Source organism: Streptococcus infantis (assembly GCF_019929665.1).
Classification (GTDB): domain Bacteria; phylum Bacillota; class Bacilli; order Lactobacillales; family Streptococcaceae; genus Streptococcus; species Streptococcus infantis_H.
Window position 1 is genome coordinate 289,828 of record NZ_JAHZPZ010000001.1, and the last position, 15,725, is coordinate 305,552.

At 40.0% G+C, this 15,725-nt stretch carries 16 protein-coding genes; 12 read left to right on the forward strand and 4 right to left on the reverse strand.

Annotation, left to right across the window (positions count from 1 at the left end; all coding sequences use genetic code 11):
* The first annotated feature begins 52 nt into the window (after positions 1-52).
* The 3 genes from K1I61_RS01330 to K1I61_RS01340 all read left to right on the forward strand — a co-directional run bounded on the left by K1I61_RS01330 (position 53) and on the right by K1I61_RS01340 (position 4,713).
* On the forward strand, positions 53-2,599 hold the full coding sequence (locus K1I61_RS01330; protein ID WP_223332838.1) for a M1 family metallopeptidase: 2,547 nt from the start codon (positions 53-55) through the stop codon (positions 2,597-2,599).
* 115 nt (positions 2,600-2,714) lie between these two features.
* The gene (locus K1I61_RS01335) at positions 2,715-3,386 is read left to right on the forward strand and encodes a response regulator transcription factor (protein ID WP_004253103.1); all 672 of its coding nucleotides are present in this window, start codon (positions 2,715-2,717) and stop codon (positions 3,384-3,386) included.
* Positions 3,379-4,713: a sensor histidine kinase gene (locus tag K1I61_RS01340; RefSeq protein WP_223332840.1), complete on the forward strand. Its 1,335-nt coding sequence runs from the start codon at positions 3,379-3,381 to the stop codon at positions 4,711-4,713. The genes K1I61_RS01335 and K1I61_RS01340 overlap by 8 nt, the downstream gene beginning before the upstream one ends.
* Before the next feature lie 26 nt (positions 4,714-4,739).
* On the opposite strand, the gene K1I61_RS01345 is transcribed toward K1I61_RS01340, so the two are convergent.
* Positions 4,740-5,015: a DUF3270 family protein gene (locus tag K1I61_RS01345; RefSeq protein WP_223332843.1), complete on the reverse strand. Its 276-nt coding sequence runs from the start codon at positions 5,013-5,015 to the stop codon at positions 4,740-4,742.
* A gap of 369 nt (positions 5,016-5,384) precedes the next feature.
* Here K1I61_RS01345 and K1I61_RS01350 point away from each other — a divergent pair, with 369 nt between their 5' ends.
* The 9 genes from K1I61_RS01350 to deoD all read left to right on the forward strand — a co-directional run bounded on the left by K1I61_RS01350 (position 5,385) and on the right by deoD (position 13,833).
* Positions 5,385-6,440 (forward strand): ABC transporter permease, encoded by a 1,056-nt coding sequence (locus K1I61_RS01350; protein WP_223332846.1) that lies wholly within the window; start codon positions 5,385-5,387, stop codon positions 6,438-6,440.
* 13 nt (positions 6,441-6,453) lie between these two features.
* The gene (locus K1I61_RS01355; RefSeq protein WP_223332848.1) at positions 6,454-7,134 is read left to right on the forward strand and encodes an ABC transporter ATP-binding protein; all 681 of its coding nucleotides are present in this window, start codon (positions 6,454-6,456) and stop codon (positions 7,132-7,134) included.
* Between the two features lie 113 nt (positions 7,135-7,247).
* Positions 7,248-8,177: a peptidase U32 family protein gene (locus K1I61_RS01360; RefSeq protein ID WP_223332849.1), complete on the forward strand. Its 930-nt coding sequence runs from the start codon at positions 7,248-7,250 to the stop codon at positions 8,175-8,177.
* 104 nt (positions 8,178-8,281) lie between these two features.
* Positions 8,282-8,965 carry a ribose-5-phosphate isomerase RpiA gene (gene rpiA, locus K1I61_RS01365; protein WP_074324207.1) on the forward strand — a complete coding sequence of 228 codons (684 nt, stop codon included), beginning with the start codon at positions 8,282-8,284 and terminating at the stop codon, positions 8,963-8,965.
* A gap of 23 nt (positions 8,966-8,988) precedes the next feature.
* Positions 8,989-10,200: a phosphopentomutase gene (locus tag K1I61_RS01370; RefSeq protein WP_223332850.1), complete on the forward strand. Its 1,212-nt coding sequence runs from the start codon at positions 8,989-8,991 to the stop codon at positions 10,198-10,200.
* Between the two features lies 1 nt (position 10,201).
* Positions 10,202-10,759 carry a DUF1697 domain-containing protein gene (locus tag K1I61_RS01375; protein WP_223332853.1) on the forward strand — a complete coding sequence of 186 codons (558 nt, stop codon included), beginning with the start codon at positions 10,202-10,204 and terminating at the stop codon, positions 10,757-10,759.
* The gene (locus K1I61_RS01380) at positions 10,759-11,568 is read left to right on the forward strand and encodes a purine-nucleoside phosphorylase (RefSeq protein WP_223332854.1); all 810 of its coding nucleotides are present in this window, start codon (positions 10,759-10,761) and stop codon (positions 11,566-11,568) included. The genes K1I61_RS01375 and K1I61_RS01380 overlap by 1 nt, the downstream gene beginning before the upstream one ends.
* Positions 11,569-11,570: 2 nt before the next feature.
* Positions 11,571-12,851 (forward strand): chloride channel protein, encoded by a 1,281-nt coding sequence (locus tag K1I61_RS01385; RefSeq protein ID WP_223332855.1) that lies wholly within the window; start codon positions 11,571-11,573, stop codon positions 12,849-12,851.
* Positions 12,852-13,122: 271 nt separating this feature from the next.
* Positions 13,123-13,833, forward strand: a complete 711-nt coding sequence (deoD, locus tag K1I61_RS01390; RefSeq protein WP_070677158.1) for a purine-nucleoside phosphorylase — start codon at positions 13,123-13,125, stop codon at positions 13,831-13,833.
* 92 nt (positions 13,834-13,925) lie between these two features.
* Here deoD and K1I61_RS01395 read toward each other — a convergent pair whose 3' ends face one another.
* The 3 genes from K1I61_RS01395 to coaA all read right to left on the reverse strand — a co-directional run bounded on the left by K1I61_RS01395 (position 13,926) and on the right by coaA (position 15,725).
* Positions 13,926-14,438, reverse strand: a complete 513-nt coding sequence (locus K1I61_RS01395; RefSeq protein ID WP_223332856.1) for a DNA topology modulation protein — start codon at positions 14,436-14,438, stop codon at positions 13,926-13,928.
* A 65-nt stretch (positions 14,439-14,503) separates the two neighbouring features.
* A complete protein-coding gene (rpsT, locus tag K1I61_RS01400) occupies positions 14,504-14,752 on the reverse strand; it encodes a 30S ribosomal protein S20 (RefSeq protein ID WP_029689886.1) in 249 nt (82 codons plus the stop codon).
* A gap of 52 nt (positions 14,753-14,804) precedes the next feature.
* Positions 14,805-15,725 carry a type I pantothenate kinase gene (coaA, locus tag K1I61_RS01405; protein WP_223332857.1) on the reverse strand — a complete coding sequence of 307 codons (921 nt, stop codon included), beginning with the start codon at positions 15,723-15,725 and terminating at the stop codon, positions 14,805-14,807.

Sequence of the window (15,725 nt, forward strand, 5' to 3'; positions counted from 1 at the left end):
AGGTATGTTTGAACTAGAGCATATGCTCATGAATTTAGAATAGGAGAATATGATGCAAGCAGTAGAACATTATATCGAAACATTTGTTCCTGAACATTATGATTTGTTTTTAGACTTGAGTCGTGAGACCAAGACTTTTTCAGGAAAAGTAACTATTACCGGTCTAGCTAAAAGTGACCGTATTTCCCTTCACCAAAAGGACTTGGAAATTGCTTCAGTTGAAGTAGCAGGTCAAGCTCGTCCATTTACAGTTGATAACGAAAACGAAGCCCTTCATATCGAACTTACAGAAGCAGGTTCATTTGAATTGGTTATTGCTTTTTCAGGTAAAATCACAGACAACATGACAGGAATCTATCCATCATACTACACAGTTGATGGAGTTAAGAAGGAAGTCTTGTCGACTCAGTTTGAGAGCCACTTTGCCCGTGAAGCCTTCCCATGTGTGGATGAACCAGAAGCGAAAGCAACCTTTGATCTAGCTCTTCGTTTTGACCAAGCAGAAGGCGAACTTGCCTTGTCAAACATGCCTGAGATTGACGTTGAAAATCGCAAAGAAACTGGCATCTGGAAGTTTGAAACTACACCTCGAATGTCTTCTTACTTGCTAGCTTTCGTAGCTGGTGATTTGCAGGGGGTAACTGCTACAACTAAAAATGGTACCTTGGTAGGTGTATACTCAACCAAGGCCCATCCACTTTCAAACCTTGATTTCTCACTAGACATCGCTGTTCGTTCTATCGAATTTTACGAAGACTACTACGGAGTCAAGTATCCAATCCCTCAATCTCTTCACATCGCCCTTCCTGACTTCTCAGCAGGTGCTATGGAAAACTGGGGTCTCGTAACCTACCGTGAAGTCTACTTGGTTGTGGATGAGAACTCCACCTTTGCTAGCCGTCAACAAGTAGCCCTTGTCATTGCCCACGAGCTTGCTCACCAATGGTTCGGTAACCTTGTGACTATGAAGTGGTGGGATGACCTTTGGCTCAACGAAAGCTTCGCCAACATGATGGAATACGTCTGTGTAGATGCGATTGAGCCAAGCTGGAATATTTTTGAAGATTTCCAAACAAGTGGAGTGCCAGCTGCTCTTAAACGTGATGCAACTGATGGTGTTCAGTCTGTTCACGTCGAAGTCAAACACCCAGATGAAATCAATACACTCTTTGACTCTGCTATCGTTTATGCTAAAGGAAGTCGTCTCATGCACATGCTTCGTCGTTGGCTAGGAGATGCTGATTTTGCTAAAGGTTTGCATGCTTACTTTGAAAAACACCAATACGGAAACACTATTGGTCGTGACCTTTGGAATGCCCTTGGTCAAGCATCAGGCCGTGATGTAGCAGCCTTTATGGATTCTTGGTTGGAGCAACCTGGTTATCCAGTTTTGACTGCTACAGTTGAAAATGATGTTTTGAAGATCTCACAAAAACAATTCTTCATCGGTGAACACGAAGACAAAAACCGTCTTTGGGTAGTACCCCTTAACAGTAACTGGAAAGGTTTGCCAGATACACTCGAAACTGAAAGCATCGAAATTCCAGGTTATGCAGCTCTTCTTGCTGAAAACAAAACAGCTCTTCGTCTCAACACTGAAAACACTGCCCACTACATTACTGACTATCAAGATGAATTACTGGATGCTATCCTTTCAGAATTAGTTGAACTTGATAACACAAGTAAGCTTCAAATCGTCCAAGAACGTCGCTTGCTTGCTGAAGCAGGACATGTATCATATGCAGACTTGTTGCCAGTACTTGATAAACTTGCCAAGGAAGAGTCTTACTTGGTTGTTGCTGCAGTTTCTCAAGTTATTTCTGCCCTTGAGCGCTTTATCGATGAAGGAACAGAAGCTGAGAAAGCCTTTAATAATCTGGTTGCTAAATTGGCTCGTCACAACTATGAACGACTTGGCTTTGAAGCTAAAGAGGGTGAATCTGATGAAGATGAATTGGTTCGTCAATTGACCATTTCTATGATGATTCGTTCAAATGATGAAGAAGCTAGTCAAGTTGCTAGTCAAATCTTTGCAGCCCATAAAGAAAATCTTGCAGGACTTCCGGCAGCCATTCGTGCTCAAGTCCTCATCAATGAGATTAAACACAATGAAACTAAGGACTTGGTTGCAACTTACCTAGACCTATACACACATGCAACAGATGCAGTTTTCAAACGTCAATTAGCAGCTGCGCTTGCATACAGTACAGATGCAGAAAACATCCAAACTCTTCTTGCAACTTGGAAGGACAAATTTGTCGTCAAACCACAAGACCTTTCAGCATGGTATCTCCAATTCCTTGGACACCAAGCTACCCAAGAAACTGTTTGGGTTTGGGCTCGTGAAAACTGGGATTGGATCAAGGCAGCCCTTGGTGGAGATATGAGCTTTGATAGCTTTGTCATCTTCCCATCACACATCTTTAAAACAGAACAACGTTTGGCAGAGTATAAGGCCTTCTTTGAACCACAACTTTCTGACCTCGCTCTTAGCCGTAATATCAGCATGGGTATCAAGGATATCGCAGCGCGCGTTGAATTGATTAAACGTGAAAAAGCAGCGGTTGAAGCAGTTGTTGCACAATATGGCAAGGCTTAAAAACTTCTTGACTAAATAGTATATAAAAACTCAACTTTCTCTTAGAAAAACAAGGAAAGTTGAGTTTTTTTTAAGATATTTTTGCTATAATGGATATAATAAGGAGGAATTTTTGATGATTAAAATTCTATTAGTGGAAGATGACCTAGGCCTGTCAAATTCAGTCTTTGATTTTTTGGATGATTTTGCAGATGTTATGCAGGTATTTGATGGCGAAGAAGGTCTCTACGAGGCTGAAAGTGGCGTCTATGACTTGATTCTATTGGACTTGATGTTACCAGAAAAAAATGGTTTCCAAGTCTTAAAAGAACTACGTGAAAAAGGTGTTTCGACTCCTGTTCTCATCATGACAGCTAAGGAAAGTCTCGATGACAAAGGACATGGGTTTGAGCTGGGAGCAGATGATTATCTAACCAAACCATTTTATCTAGAAGAACTCAAGATGCGTATTCAGGCCCTTCTCAAACGCTCAGGGAAATTTAACGAAAATACCTTAACGTACGGTGATTTGACAGTCAATCTATCTACGAATGAAGTTAAGGTTCAAGATGCCTCTGTTGAGCTGCTTGGTAAAGAATTTGAACTCTTGGTCTATTTCCTCCAAAACCAAAATGTCATCTTACCAAAAACCCAAATCTTTGACCGTTTATGGGGATTTGACAGTGACACAACCATCTCCGTGGTAGAAGTCTATGTATCAAAAGTTCGTAAGAAATTGAAAGGTTCAGCCTTTGCTGAAAATCTCCAAACTTTGCGTAGTGTTGGGTATATTTTAAAACATGTTTAATAAAATAAGAAAGAATTGGTACGCAGAAGATTTCAGCTACTTTGTCCGTAATTTTGGTGTGTTCACCCTAATTTTCTCTGCTATGACCTTGATTATCTTGCAAGTTATGCACTCCAGTCTCTACACATCAGTGGATGAGAAACTGCTATCTCTCAGCAACAATCCTCAGGACATCATTCAATTGGCCGTCAATCGTGCAACTGAAGACGTTAAGGATTTAGATAGTGGCAGTGTCGCTTCAGCTTCTGATAAAAAGCCAAATGTGAGTTCCAATACTGAAGTGATTTTGCTAGATTCAAATTTGAATCAATTAGTGACTGGCAATCGCTTTTTAGGATTAGACAGAATAACTTTCAATAAAAAGGATTTAAACCATATCCGACAACTTCATGTTGTGAATAGCTACGGCCAGGATGAGATTTATCGGGTGGTCTTAACGGAAATGAATATTGATTCTGTTTCGACTAATATTAAGTATGCTGCTATCCTGATTAACACAAGCCAACTAGAGCAAATTAGTCAAAACCACGAGCAGTTAATCGTGGTGGTGATGGCAAGTTTCTGGATTCTATCTATCTTAGCCAGTCTCTATCTTGCACGTGTCAGTGTTAAACCCTTACTTGAAAGTATGCAAAAGCAGAAAAGCTTTGTGGAAAATGCCAGTCATGAATTACGGACTCCGTTGGCAGTTCTTCAGAACCGTCTGGAAACTCTTTTTAGAAAACCAGAGGCGACTATTATGGAGTCAAGTGAGAGTATCGCTTCTAGTTTGGAAGAAGTTCGAAATATGAAGTTTCTAACGACTAACCTTCTCAATCTGGCACGTAGAGATGATGGAATCAAGCCTGAGTTTGGAGAGGTAGAGCCAGACTTCTTTAATACAACCTTTACTAACTATGAGATGATTGCGTCCGAGAATAATCGTGTTTTTCGTTTCCAAAATCGTGTTCATCGCACCATTATCACAGATAAACTCCTCCTCAAGCAATTGATGACCATTCTGTTTGACAATGCGGTCAAGTATACAGAAGAAGAAGGAGATATCTATTTTGAGATTTCAACAAAAGAACGAAGCCTCTATCTAACGGTAGCTGATAATGGGATCGGTATTTCTGCAGCCGATAAAAAGAAAATCTTTGATCGTTTTTATCGCGTGGATAAGGCACGTACACGACAAAAGGGTGGTTTCGGTTTAGGCTTGTCTTTAGCTAAGCAGATCGTCGATGCCTTAAAAGGCTCTATCAGTGTGAAAGATAACAAACCTAACGGAACAATTTTTGAAGTCAAGATAGCTATCACAACACCATCAAAACGAAAGAATAAATAAAAAAACCTTCGATTTATCGAAGGTTTTTATTTGAATTTTTTCTTGATAAAAGTGCGCTGAAATTGTAAAGCTACAAGACTGAGGCCGATAGCCAAAGCAAATGATAAAACAGTGTTCAATTTAAGCGATAAGAACATAAAACTAAAGATAGCTAAAAAGACACAGAAGCAAGCAATGTTTACAAAAAATAGGACTTCCTTTACACTAGCAACAGAAGTATTTTCTGGAACATAATCTTGAAACTGAGCAGTTTTTATACTTTCTTGTTCTAACTCATACGGGTGTAGTTTTCTTGCGTGCATATTTCTCTCCTTAACAGTACATTACTATTTTATCATTTTTTAAAGAGAGAATTATTACAGGATTGTTACAAATTGCATAAAATCTGTTATCAAGGCCAATTTCGGAATTCTTGACATGCTGATGGGAAAATGATAGGATGAGTAAACCGTTTAAACTTTATTATTTTTTTCTTATTTTAACGAGGGGAAATTTGATGGTTAAAACGAATAAAAATCATACACAGATGCAAATAAATTCAATTTTGAAGTAAGGACAGGATTCTTTTAAATTGATTCTAGCTGTTCATGACGAGATAGTTTTCTATCTTTAGTGCTATGGTAAAGAGGAGATTTGTTCCCTCGACAACAGAATACTTAAAGGAGATTGGCATGTATCTTGCTATCAAAGAAATTTTACAGAATAAATTGCGTTACAGTTTAATTCTAACAACCATTTTTCTCATTGCTTTTATGGTCTTTTTTATGACTAGTTTGGCTCTCGGGCTTGTTCGAAATAACAGGGCTGCTATTGATAATTGGCAAGCAACAGGAGTTGTGCTATCTGATTATGCAAATGATAATTTGACTGCATCCTTTATACCAGAAAAAGACTACAAAGATAAAGTGTCTGAGGATGCTGTTCCCCTAAGCTACATGTTCGCGGTGACAAACCTTGTCGATAGTAGTGACAAGTTGAATGTCTCTATTTTTGGTCAAGAGTGGGACAGTTTTATCTCGCCAACCTTGATTGAAGGGCGTTACCCAGAAAATGAGCAAGAAGTGGTAGTGGATCAGTCTTTTGAAAATTACGGCATCAAACTCGGGGATGCTATTCAACTCAACGGAAGTGAGACAAGTTTTAAGATTGTAGGTTTGACCAGAGAAAATAAATTTTTCACGGAACCTGTTATCTTTACAAGTTTAACAACGTATTGGGATTTACAAGGAATAACAAAAGGCAATCGTTCGATCTCCGCATTGGTATTGCAAAATGATGTAGAAGTGACTGGCGATGGTTTGAAGCAGATTTCTATTCAAAAAATGATTTCTAAAATTCCTGGCTATACCCCTCAGGTCAATGTATTCTCAGGAATGATTCTAGCTATGATTGTCATTACAGGTCTGATTGTAGGAATTTTTATCTACATCATTACCATTCAAAAATTAGGCCTTTATGGAATTATGCGAGCGCAAGGGATTCAGATAAAATCCATCGTATGGTCCCTTTTCTGTCAAATCTTTCTTTTATCTGGTTTGGGTATAGGATTGGCTTTGTTAGCCATTTGGGCTGTCATTTTAGTCTTACCTGCGACCTTCTTTTTCTACCCTAGTTGGTTGGCATACTTTGTCTTAAGCCTGGTCATTTGCTTGATGGCACTACTAGGTGGCGTCATTTCGCTTCCGCGTCTACTTAAAGTGGATCCAATTACAGCGATTGCAGAATGATAAGGAGAATGATATGACGACATTAATTGAGATGATTCAAGTGACAAAAACTTATGGCGAAGGCAATATGAAAGTCACAGCTCTTCATGAGACCAATTTTCAGCTAAACGCTGGGGAGTTTGTAGCGATTGTGGGGCCTTCTGGATCAGGTAAAACAACCTTTTTAACGACTCTAGGCCAACTTCAGGAAGCTTCAAGTGGAAAGATTCTAGTAAAGGGAAAAGAGACTGGGCATTTATCTGAAAAAGAAAAAACGGATTTACGCTTCAGTGAATTTGGTTTTATCCTCCAGGCTTCAAATCTGATTCCCTTTTTAACGGTTAAGGAGCAATTAGATTTAATTGATCGCTTGGATAAAAAGAAATCAGAAAAAAGTAACCGACAAGAGTTGTTCAGTTTGTTGGACTTGGAAAAGGTTCAAAATCACTATCCCAAAGCTCTCTCTGGTGGAGAACGCCAACGAGCTGCAATTGCTAGAGCCTTATACAATAACCCGAGTATCGTACTTGCAGATGAGCCGACAGCTAGCTTGGATACACAACGTGCTTATCAAGTGACGGATATGCTGGCTTCAATTGCCCATGAGCAAGGCAGGGGAGTTGTCATGATTACACATGATACTCGCTTACTAGATAAGGTTGACCGTATTTATGTGATGAATGACGGACGACTTGTTGAAAAGACACAAGCATAAATCTAAAAAGTGAACTGTTAGTGATACGGTTCACTTTTTTTTTCAAAATTTGGACTAACAAGACCCACTTTTCTATATAGCTGATTTTTTGGAAATGTGGTATAATTTTCTCTATGGAAAAGATTATCATTACAGCAACTGCTGAAAGTATTGAACAAGTAAAACAGCTACTTGAAGCTGGTGTCGACCGCATTTATGCCGGTGAGAAAGATTTTGGTCTTCGTTTGCCAACTACCTTTAGTCATGAAGAATTGCGTGAAATCGCAAAAATCGTTCATGATGCCGGTAAGGAATTAATCGTTGCGGTCAATGCTCTTATGCACCAAGACATGATGGACCGTATCAAGCCATTCTTGGACTTTTTAGAAGAAATCAAAACGGACTATATCACAGTTGGGGACGCAGGTGTCTTTTATGTAGTCAACCGTGATGGCTATTCTTTCAAAACCATCTACGATGCCTCAACCATGGTCACAAGCAGTCGTCAGATTAATTTCTGGGGACAAAAAGCAGGAGCATCAGAAGCTGTTTTGGCGCGTGAAATCCCATCTGCAGAACTTTTCAAAATGCCTGAAATTTTAGAAATTCCTGCTGAGGTCTTGGTATACGGTGCTAGTGTCATCCACCATTCGAAGCGTCCACTCTTGCAAAACTACTATAATTTCACACAGATTGATGATGAAAAATCTCGTCAACGTGACTTGTTCTTGGCTGAGCCAAGTGACCCAGAGAGCCATTATTCTATTTTTGAAGACAATCATGGGACTCATATCTTTGCTAATAATGATCTTGATTTGATGACCAAGTTGACTGAGTTGGTAGAACATGGTTTCACTCATTGGAAGCTTGAAGGTCTCTACACTCCAGGCCAAAACTTTGTAGAAATTGCAAAACTCTTTATCCAAGCGCGCAATTTAATTCAAGAAGGTAACTTTACTCATGACCAGGCCTTCTTGCTCGATGAAGAAGTTCGCAAGCTCCATCCTAAAAATCGTTTCTTGGATACTGGATTTTACGACTATGACCCTGATATGGTTAAGTAAACATCACAAAACCCGACATAAAATGTTCGGGTTTTTCTAGTGCAAGGATGAATTTGAAGCGTATTCATGATATAATAGAAGTAGCTCTATTTGGAGGTGTATAAGTGGAAAATCTGAAAAAAATGGCAGGGATTAAAGCTGCCGAGTTCGTCAAAGATGGTATGGTTGTCGGGCTTGGAACAGGCTCAACTGCCTACTATTTCGTAGAAGAAATAGGTCGTCGTATCAAGGAAGAGGGCTTACAGATTACAGCTGTAACGACTTCTAGTGTGACCAGCAAGCAGGCAGAAGGACTCAATATTCCTCTTAAGTCAATTGATCAAGTGGACTTTGTAGACCTGACAGTTGATGGTGCAGATGAAGTAGACAGTCAGTTTAACGGAATCAAAGGCGGTGGTGGTGCCCTTCTCATGGAAAAGGTTGTCGCAACTCCATCTAAAGAATATATCTGGGTAGTTGATGAAAGTAAGCTAGTAGAGAAACTTGGTGCCTTTAAATTACCAGTAGAGGTTGTTCAATATGGTGCCGAACAGGTCTTCCGTCGATTTGAACGAGCTGGCTATAAACCGAGCTTTCGTGAAAAGGATGGTCAACGTTTTGTGACTGACATGCAAAACTTTATCATCGATTTGGCCTTGGAAGTGATTGAAGACCCAATTGCTCTTGGACAAGAATTGGATCATGTCGTTGGTGTCGTCGAGCATGGATTGTTTAACCAAATGGTGGATAAGGTCATCGTTGCTGGACAAGAGGGCGTTCAGATTTTAACTTCAACAAAAGCAAAATAATCAAAATAAAAAGGAGACACACTATGCCAAAATTTAATCGTATTCACTTGGTGGTACTAGATTCTGTAGGAATCGGTGCAGCACCAGATGCTCATAACTTTGTCAACGCTGGTGTTCCTGATGGTGCATCAGACACGCTTGGACACATTTCAAAATCAGTAGGTTTGAATGTTCCAAATATGGCAAAACTTGGTCTTGGGAACATTCCTCGAGAAACACCATTGAAGACAGTTCCAGCTGAGAGCAATCCAACAGGTTATGCGACTAAGCTTGAAGAGGTATCTCTAGGTAAAGATACCATGACTGGTCACTGGGAAATCATGGGACTTAATATCACTGAACCTTTCGATACTTTCTGGAATGGATTCCCAGAGGAAATCCTTACTAAAATCGAAGAATTTTCAGGACGTAAGGTTATTCGTGAAGCCAACAAACCATACTCAGGAACAGCAGTAATCGATGACTTTGGACCACGCCAAATGGAAACTGGCGAGTTGATTATCTATACATCAGCTGACCCAGTTCTTCAAATCGCAGCTCACGAAGACATCATTCCTTTGGATGAACTCTATCGTATTTGTGAGTACGCTCGTTCTATCACATTGGAACGTCCAGCTCTTCTTGGTCGTATCATTGCCCGTCCTTATGTTGGTGAGCCTGGAAACTTCACTCGTACGGCTAACCGTCGTGACTTGGCTGTATCTCCATTTGCTCCAACTGTATTGGACAAATTGAATGAAGCCGGTATTGATACATATGCAGTTGGTAAGATTAACGATATCTTCAATGGTGCAGGTATCAACCACGATATGGGTCACAATAAGTCAAATAGTCATGGAATTGATACACTATTGAAGACTATGGGACTTCCTGAATTTGAAAAAGGGTTCTCCTTCACAAACTTGGTAGACTTTGATGCTTTATATGGACACCGTCGTGATCCACACGGCTATCGTGATTGTTTGCATGAGTTTGATGAGCGCTTGCCAGAAATTATGGCAGCAATGAGAGAAGACGATCTTCTTTTGATTACTGCTGACCACGGAAATGACCCAACCTATGCTGGTACTGACCATACTCGTGAATATATTCCACTTTTAGCATACAGTCCATCCTTTAAAGGCAATGGATTAATTCCAGTTGGACACTTCGCTGACATCTCAGCAACGATTGCAGAGAACTTTGGTGTTGAAAAAGCCATGATTGGTGAAAGTTTCTTAGATAAATTGGTATAAGATGAAACGCTATGCTTTACTTGTTCGGGGCATTAATGTAGGTGGGAAAAATAAAGTTGTCATGGCGCAACTTCGTCAAGAACTGACAGAGTTGGGACTGGAAAAGGTTGAAACCTACATCAACAGTGGCAACATTTTCTTTACTTCGATAGCTCCTAAAGCCCAATTGGTTGAAAAGTTAGAGGCTTTCTTTGAAATCCATTATCCATTTATTCAGAGCTTTTCTTTGCTGAGTCAGGAAGATTATGAAGAAGAGCTGAATAATCTGCCAGATTGGTGGACCAAAGACCTAGTTCGCAAGGATGTGCTCTTTTACACTGAGAGCTTGGATGTGGATCAAGTCATCGAGAAAGTGAACAGTTTGGAACTGAAAGATGAAGTGGTTCATTTTGGAAGACTTGGGATTTTTTGGGGGAAATTTTCTGAGGAATCCTACTATGCAACAGCCTATCACAAGCACTTACTTAAGATGCCTTTCTATCGCAATATTACCATTCGTAACGCTAATACCTTTGACAAAATTGGTCAATTTTTAAAACATAAAGAAGGAGATACCTAATGACATTTTTAAATAAAATCAATGAAACAGCTGCTTTCTTGAAAGAAAAGGGAGTTGAAGCGCCGGAGTTCGGCTTGATCCTTGGTTCAGGTCTTGGAGAATTGGCTGAAGAAATCGAAAATGCAGTCGTAGTAGACTACTCTGACATTCCAAACTGGGGTCAATCCACAGTAGTCGGACATGCTGGTAAATTGGTTTATGGTGATCTTGCTGGACGTAAAGTCTTGGCTCTTCAAGGTCGTTTTCACTTCTACGAAGGAAATCCTCTTGAAGTTGTGACTTTTCCTGTCCGTGTTATGAAAGTCTTGGGCTGCGAAGGTGTCATTGTAACCAATGCAGCTGGCGGTATCGGCTTCGGTCCTGGTACCTTGATGGCTATTACTGACCACATCAACATGACTGGTCAAAACCCATTGATCGGTGAAAACTTGGATGACTTTGGTCCACGTTTCCCTGATATGTCGAAAGCTTACACTCCAGAATACCGTGAGACTGCTCATCAAGTAGCAGACAAATTGGGCATTAAACTGGATGATGGGGTTTATATCGGTGTGACAGGTCCAACTTATGAAACTCCAGCTGAAATCCGTGCATATAAGACTCTTGGTGCAGATGCTGTCGGTATGTCCACTGTTCCTGAAGTTATTGTGGCCGCTCACTCAGGCTTGAAAGTTCTCGGTATTTCATGTATCACTAACCATGCTGCAGGATTCCAAGAAGAACTTAACCACGAAGAAGTTGTAGAAGTGACCGAGCGTGTCAAAGGCGACTTCAAAGGATTGCTGAAAGCGATTCTTGCTGAATTATAATCATGGTACATGAGTTGAGGAGGAGTCTTCAGAAGATCCCATATAACCTCAAATTAGTTCTAGCGGTCATCATGCTAGGACTAGTTTCAGGCATATTCGGAATTTTGCTCCATTATCTTTTAGAGCTGGTTGAAGGGATTGCTTTTGGTCAGACAGAACATAACACTGGGTTCTTGACAGATGGTGTTGCCTCATCACGAATAGGCTTCAGTTTAATCATCGTGGGTGTCAGTTCTGCCTTAGTCTGGTATTTCTTGCAAAGAAAAGCAAAGATTTTTTCCATCAAAGCGCAGATGAAAGATGAAACATCACAATACAAACTTCATTTTTTAAAACAGTTAGTTCATTCAATTTGGCAGATTGTTGCAGTTGGAGGAGGAGCGCCTATCGGTAAGGAAGCTGCGCCGCGGGAGATTGGAGCTTTATTTGCAAGACCTATTGCCAATATTTTTTCTCTCTCCGTGAAGGACCAAATCTTTCTCATTGCCTGTGGAGCTGGTGCGGGTTTAGCAGCTGTCTATCAGGTTCCGTTAACGAGTGTATTTTTCGTTTTTGAAACCTTGGGAATTGCTTTATCTGTCAAACGTTTTTTCTTGGTCGGTCTGACTACATATGTATCAGCCTTTATAGCAGGCTTTGTTGTTTCAGATCATGCTCTCTACCAGATTCCAGCTCTGACTTGGTCACTAGGTGATGTGTGGCTTGTTCCCTTATTAGTTCTTTTCCTGACTCCACTTGCTTGGCTTTTTAGTCGCTTCAACAAACAAGTTTCTTCAAAGAGAATAAAGGACAAGCGGATACTCTATACTCTGCCGGTAACATTCCTTTTCCTTGTTGGATTGGCTAGCCATTTGCCTCATCTACTTGGTAATGGGCGTATGATGGCTCAGGAGATTTTAAACGGCAGTAATGCCAAGATGGTAATCCTCTTGTTTGTCTTGAAAGCCTTGGTCGTTTTAGTTACCCTTTGGGCAGGTGCCTATGGTGGGACCTTGACCCCATCTTTTGCCTTGGGGATGGCAGGAGCTGCACTCTTGACCATGATTTTAGGTAGTGGCAACCAGCCAGCAGTCTTACTATTAGGTTCGGTTTGCTTTTTAGCTGTGACCTTGAAGGCTCCCTTGTCTGCAACTGGATTGGTGATGGGGTTCACTGGTCAGTCATTTGAGGCTATACCTTTTCTTTTGGTGACTGCTTACTTGGCATTTGGTTTTGCTAAAATGCTGGACCGAATCCCTTGGGAGAAATACTTACGACCAAAGACAAGGATAATAGAAAATTAATAAGAATACTCTAGTTTTTCTAATCCAAAGTATATTTTAAATTTATAATCAATATCATTTAATAAAGAAAGGTAGAGCATGTGTTCAGATTTGAACACGAGCAGAAAACTTTTCTAAACAAAAAATACACACAGAAAGGTAGGGTTAACCGTATTCGCAGAACTGAATACGGGCGGAGAACTGTGTAAAAAAGATAAACTGTCTAGCATCTACGATGCGTCGTCAGTTTCCTATTTTTACTTTGTTCTCTGTCGCCCTTTATATCTTAATTATGTCTATCCATATTGCTGCTAAGCAGGGTGAAATTGCTGATAAAATTCTCCTTCCTGGAGATCCTCTTCGTGCGAAATTTATCGCTGAGAATTTTCTTGAAGATGCTGTTTGCTTTAACGAAGTTCGTAACATGTTTGGTTACACAGGTACTTACAAAGGTCACCGTGTATCAGTCATGGGAACTGGGATGGGGATGCCATCCATCTCTATTTATGCGCGCGAGTTGATTGTTGACTACGGAGTGAAGAAATTAATCCGTGTGGGAACGGCTGGATCTTTGAATGAGGATGTTCACGTCCGTGAATTGGTCTTGGCTCAAGCAGCTGCAACTAACTCAAACATCATCCGCAACGATTGGCCTCAATACGATTTCCCACAAATTGCAAGCTTTGATCTTTTAGATAAGGCTTACCACATTGCCAAAGACCTTGGTATGACCACTCATGTCGGAAATGTCTTGTCATCAGACGTTTTCTATTCAAACTATGGTGAAAAGAACATTGAACTTGGTAAATGGGGCGTGAAAGCTGTAGAAATGGAAGCAGCAGCCCTTTACTACCTTGCTGCTCAACACCATGTCGATGCTTTAGCTATTATGACGATTTCTGATAGCTTGGTTAATCCAGAAGAGGACACTACAGCAGAAGAACGCCAAAATACCTTCACCGATATGATGAAGGTTGGTCTAGAGACTTTAATTGCAGAATAAAAGGGAACACAAAAGGAAGATTTTCTGGATGAAAATCTTCCTTTTTTAGTTATTCAGTCCAGACTGACCTTAATGGAATGTTACTCTATCGTCTATTTTTTAAGAGATTGCAAGAAATAATCAATCTCTGCTTGAGAATGGAGAATATGCATCTTCTCAGGGTAGGTATCACTTAATTTTTGGTATCTATCCTTAGCATTTTTTGTTCGTCCGTCCCAGATAATCCAGCGGATAAATTCCCAGTTAAACTGTTCAGGACAACCGTCTGCCATACTTTCTCTAACTTTTCCTCTGTATTGTAGATAGCGTTTTAAGGCTCTTGCTAAACAATTCCATGCTGAGAAGTTTAGAAAGATAATCTGATCAGCTTGCTCCATCCTTTCCTCATAGCAACACCAGCTATAGTTGCCGTCAATAACCCAATCTTCATGTTCAGTAAGGAAAGTCGCCATCTCTTTTAACATCCAATCGCGATCGCTATCTTGCCAACCAGGCTGAAATTGCAATCGGTCTATATGGAGCTTTGGAATTGAGTAGTAACTGGAAAGCTTTTCTGCTAGAGTAGATTTACCTGATCCTGAATATCCTATAATAGCAATTTTCATGATAACCTCCAGAAAAATGTGCACAAAAAAAGCTCCGAAGAGCTCATTTTGTATGCGGTTCTTGATTAACCAAGTTTAGCTGCAAGACGTGCTTTATCACGGTTAGCTTTATTCTTGTGGATCAAACCTTTAGTTTCTGCTTTATCGATGGCTGAGCTAGCAGCACGGTAAAGTTCTTCAGATGGGTTTGCTTCAAAAGCCTTGATAGCAGTACGCATAGCTGATTTTTGAGCTGAGTTCTTTTCGTTTTGTTTAACGTTCAATTCAGCGCGTTTGATAGCTGATTTAATGTTTGCCAATGTTCTTACCTCCATATTTACTAACTATACCATTATATCTGAAAACTATTATTTTGACAAGGGGAAATCATTTTTTTAAATAAATTTCATCAATTTCATGATTTTTAGATTTATGAAGAATGACTTCTGCCCGATTTCTAGTCGGTTCAATATAGTTTTGTAGATTGGTTAAATTAATACTAGTCCAAACCTGATGAGCAAAATCTTTGACTTCACTGATCGGTTGTTGGGTGAAGCGATAGTAATAGTTGCTTGGATCATCTTGTGCAAAACTGAGAAGTTTTAAGAAACGGTCCAAATACCAATTCTCGATATCCTCAACTGCAGCATCTACGTAGATTGAAAAATCAAAGAAGTCTGTAATGTAAAGACGGCTGTTATGAGGGGTTTGAAAGACGTTGATACCCTCTACGATGACAAAATCCGCTGCTTGAACTCTTTGTGTTTTATCAGGTACGATATCATAGATTTCGTGAGAATAAACAGGAATGTCAACATCTTGCCCGTTTTTAAGTTGGTCAAGAAAATTAAGTAGAGCTTCCATATCATAGCTCTCAGGGAAACCTTTTCTATTTAGAATGTTGCGCTCATTTAAGATGCTATTAGGATAGAGAAAACCATCAGTCGTAACTAATTCAACACTTGCTTCTGGAAAAATACGAGAAAGCAGAATTTGTAAGAGTCGACTAGTAGTTGACTTTCCGACTGCTACACTACCTGAAATCCCGATAATAAAAGGCTGATTTTTACTCTCTCTTTGGAGAAAAATTCCTTTTGAAAAGGCTAGATCTTCCTTGGAACGTTTGTAGATTTGAATAAGGTGAGCCAGCGGTAGATAAATATCTGTTACATCTTGGAGACTGATCTGGTCATTGAAACTCTTAATCGAATCTAATTCCTCCTCGGTTAAAGGAGGTGTTGTCTTACGATGTAATGATTGCCAAGTTCCTCGGCTGATTTTTTCATAATGTAAAAATTCGTTGGTCAT

What these genes read in the sequence shown, in the direction of transcription:
- K1I61_RS01330 (WP_223332838.1), top strand. Translation starts at nt 53, where the DNA reads ATGCAAGCAGTAGAACATTATATCGAAACATTTGTTCCTGAACATTAT.
- K1I61_RS01335 (WP_004253103.1), top strand. Translation starts at nt 2,715, where the DNA reads ATGATTAAAATTCTATTAGTGGAAGATGACCTAGGCCTGTCAAATTCA.
- K1I61_RS01340 (WP_223332840.1), top strand. Translation starts at nt 3,379, where the DNA reads ATGTTTAATAAAATAAGAAAGAATTGGTACGCAGAAGATTTCAGCTAC.
- K1I61_RS01345 (WP_223332843.1), bottom strand. Translation starts at nt 5,015, where the DNA reads ATGCACGCAAGAAAACTACACCCGTATGAGTTAGAACAAGAAAGTATA.
- K1I61_RS01350 (WP_223332846.1), top strand. Translation starts at nt 5,385, where the DNA reads ATGTATCTTGCTATCAAAGAAATTTTACAGAATAAATTGCGTTACAGT.
- K1I61_RS01355 (WP_223332848.1), top strand. Translation starts at nt 6,454, where the DNA reads ATGACGACATTAATTGAGATGATTCAAGTGACAAAAACTTATGGCGAA.
- K1I61_RS01360 (WP_223332849.1), top strand. Translation starts at nt 7,248, where the DNA reads ATGGAAAAGATTATCATTACAGCAACTGCTGAAAGTATTGAACAAGTA.
- K1I61_RS01370 (WP_223332850.1), top strand. Translation starts at nt 8,989, where the DNA reads ATGCCAAAATTTAATCGTATTCACTTGGTGGTACTAGATTCTGTAGGA.
- K1I61_RS01375 (WP_223332853.1), top strand. Translation starts at nt 10,202, where the DNA reads ATGAAACGCTATGCTTTACTTGTTCGGGGCATTAATGTAGGTGGGAAA.
- K1I61_RS01380 (WP_223332854.1), top strand. Translation starts at nt 10,759, where the DNA reads ATGACATTTTTAAATAAAATCAATGAAACAGCTGCTTTCTTGAAAGAA.
- K1I61_RS01385 (WP_223332855.1), top strand. Translation starts at nt 11,571, where the DNA reads ATGGTACATGAGTTGAGGAGGAGTCTTCAGAAGATCCCATATAACCTC.
- deoD (WP_070677158.1), top strand. Translation starts at nt 13,123, where the DNA reads ATGTCTATCCATATTGCTGCTAAGCAGGGTGAAATTGCTGATAAAATT.
- K1I61_RS01395 (WP_223332856.1), bottom strand. Translation starts at nt 14,438, where the DNA reads ATGAAAATTGCTATTATAGGATATTCAGGATCAGGTAAATCTACTCTA.
- rpsT (WP_029689886.1), bottom strand. Translation starts at nt 14,752, where the DNA reads ATGGAGGTAAGAACATTGGCAAACATTAAATCAGCTATCAAACGCGCT.
- coaA (WP_223332857.1), bottom strand. Translation starts at nt 15,725, where the DNA reads ATGACCAACGAATTTTTACATTATGAAAAAATCAGCCGAGGAACTTGG.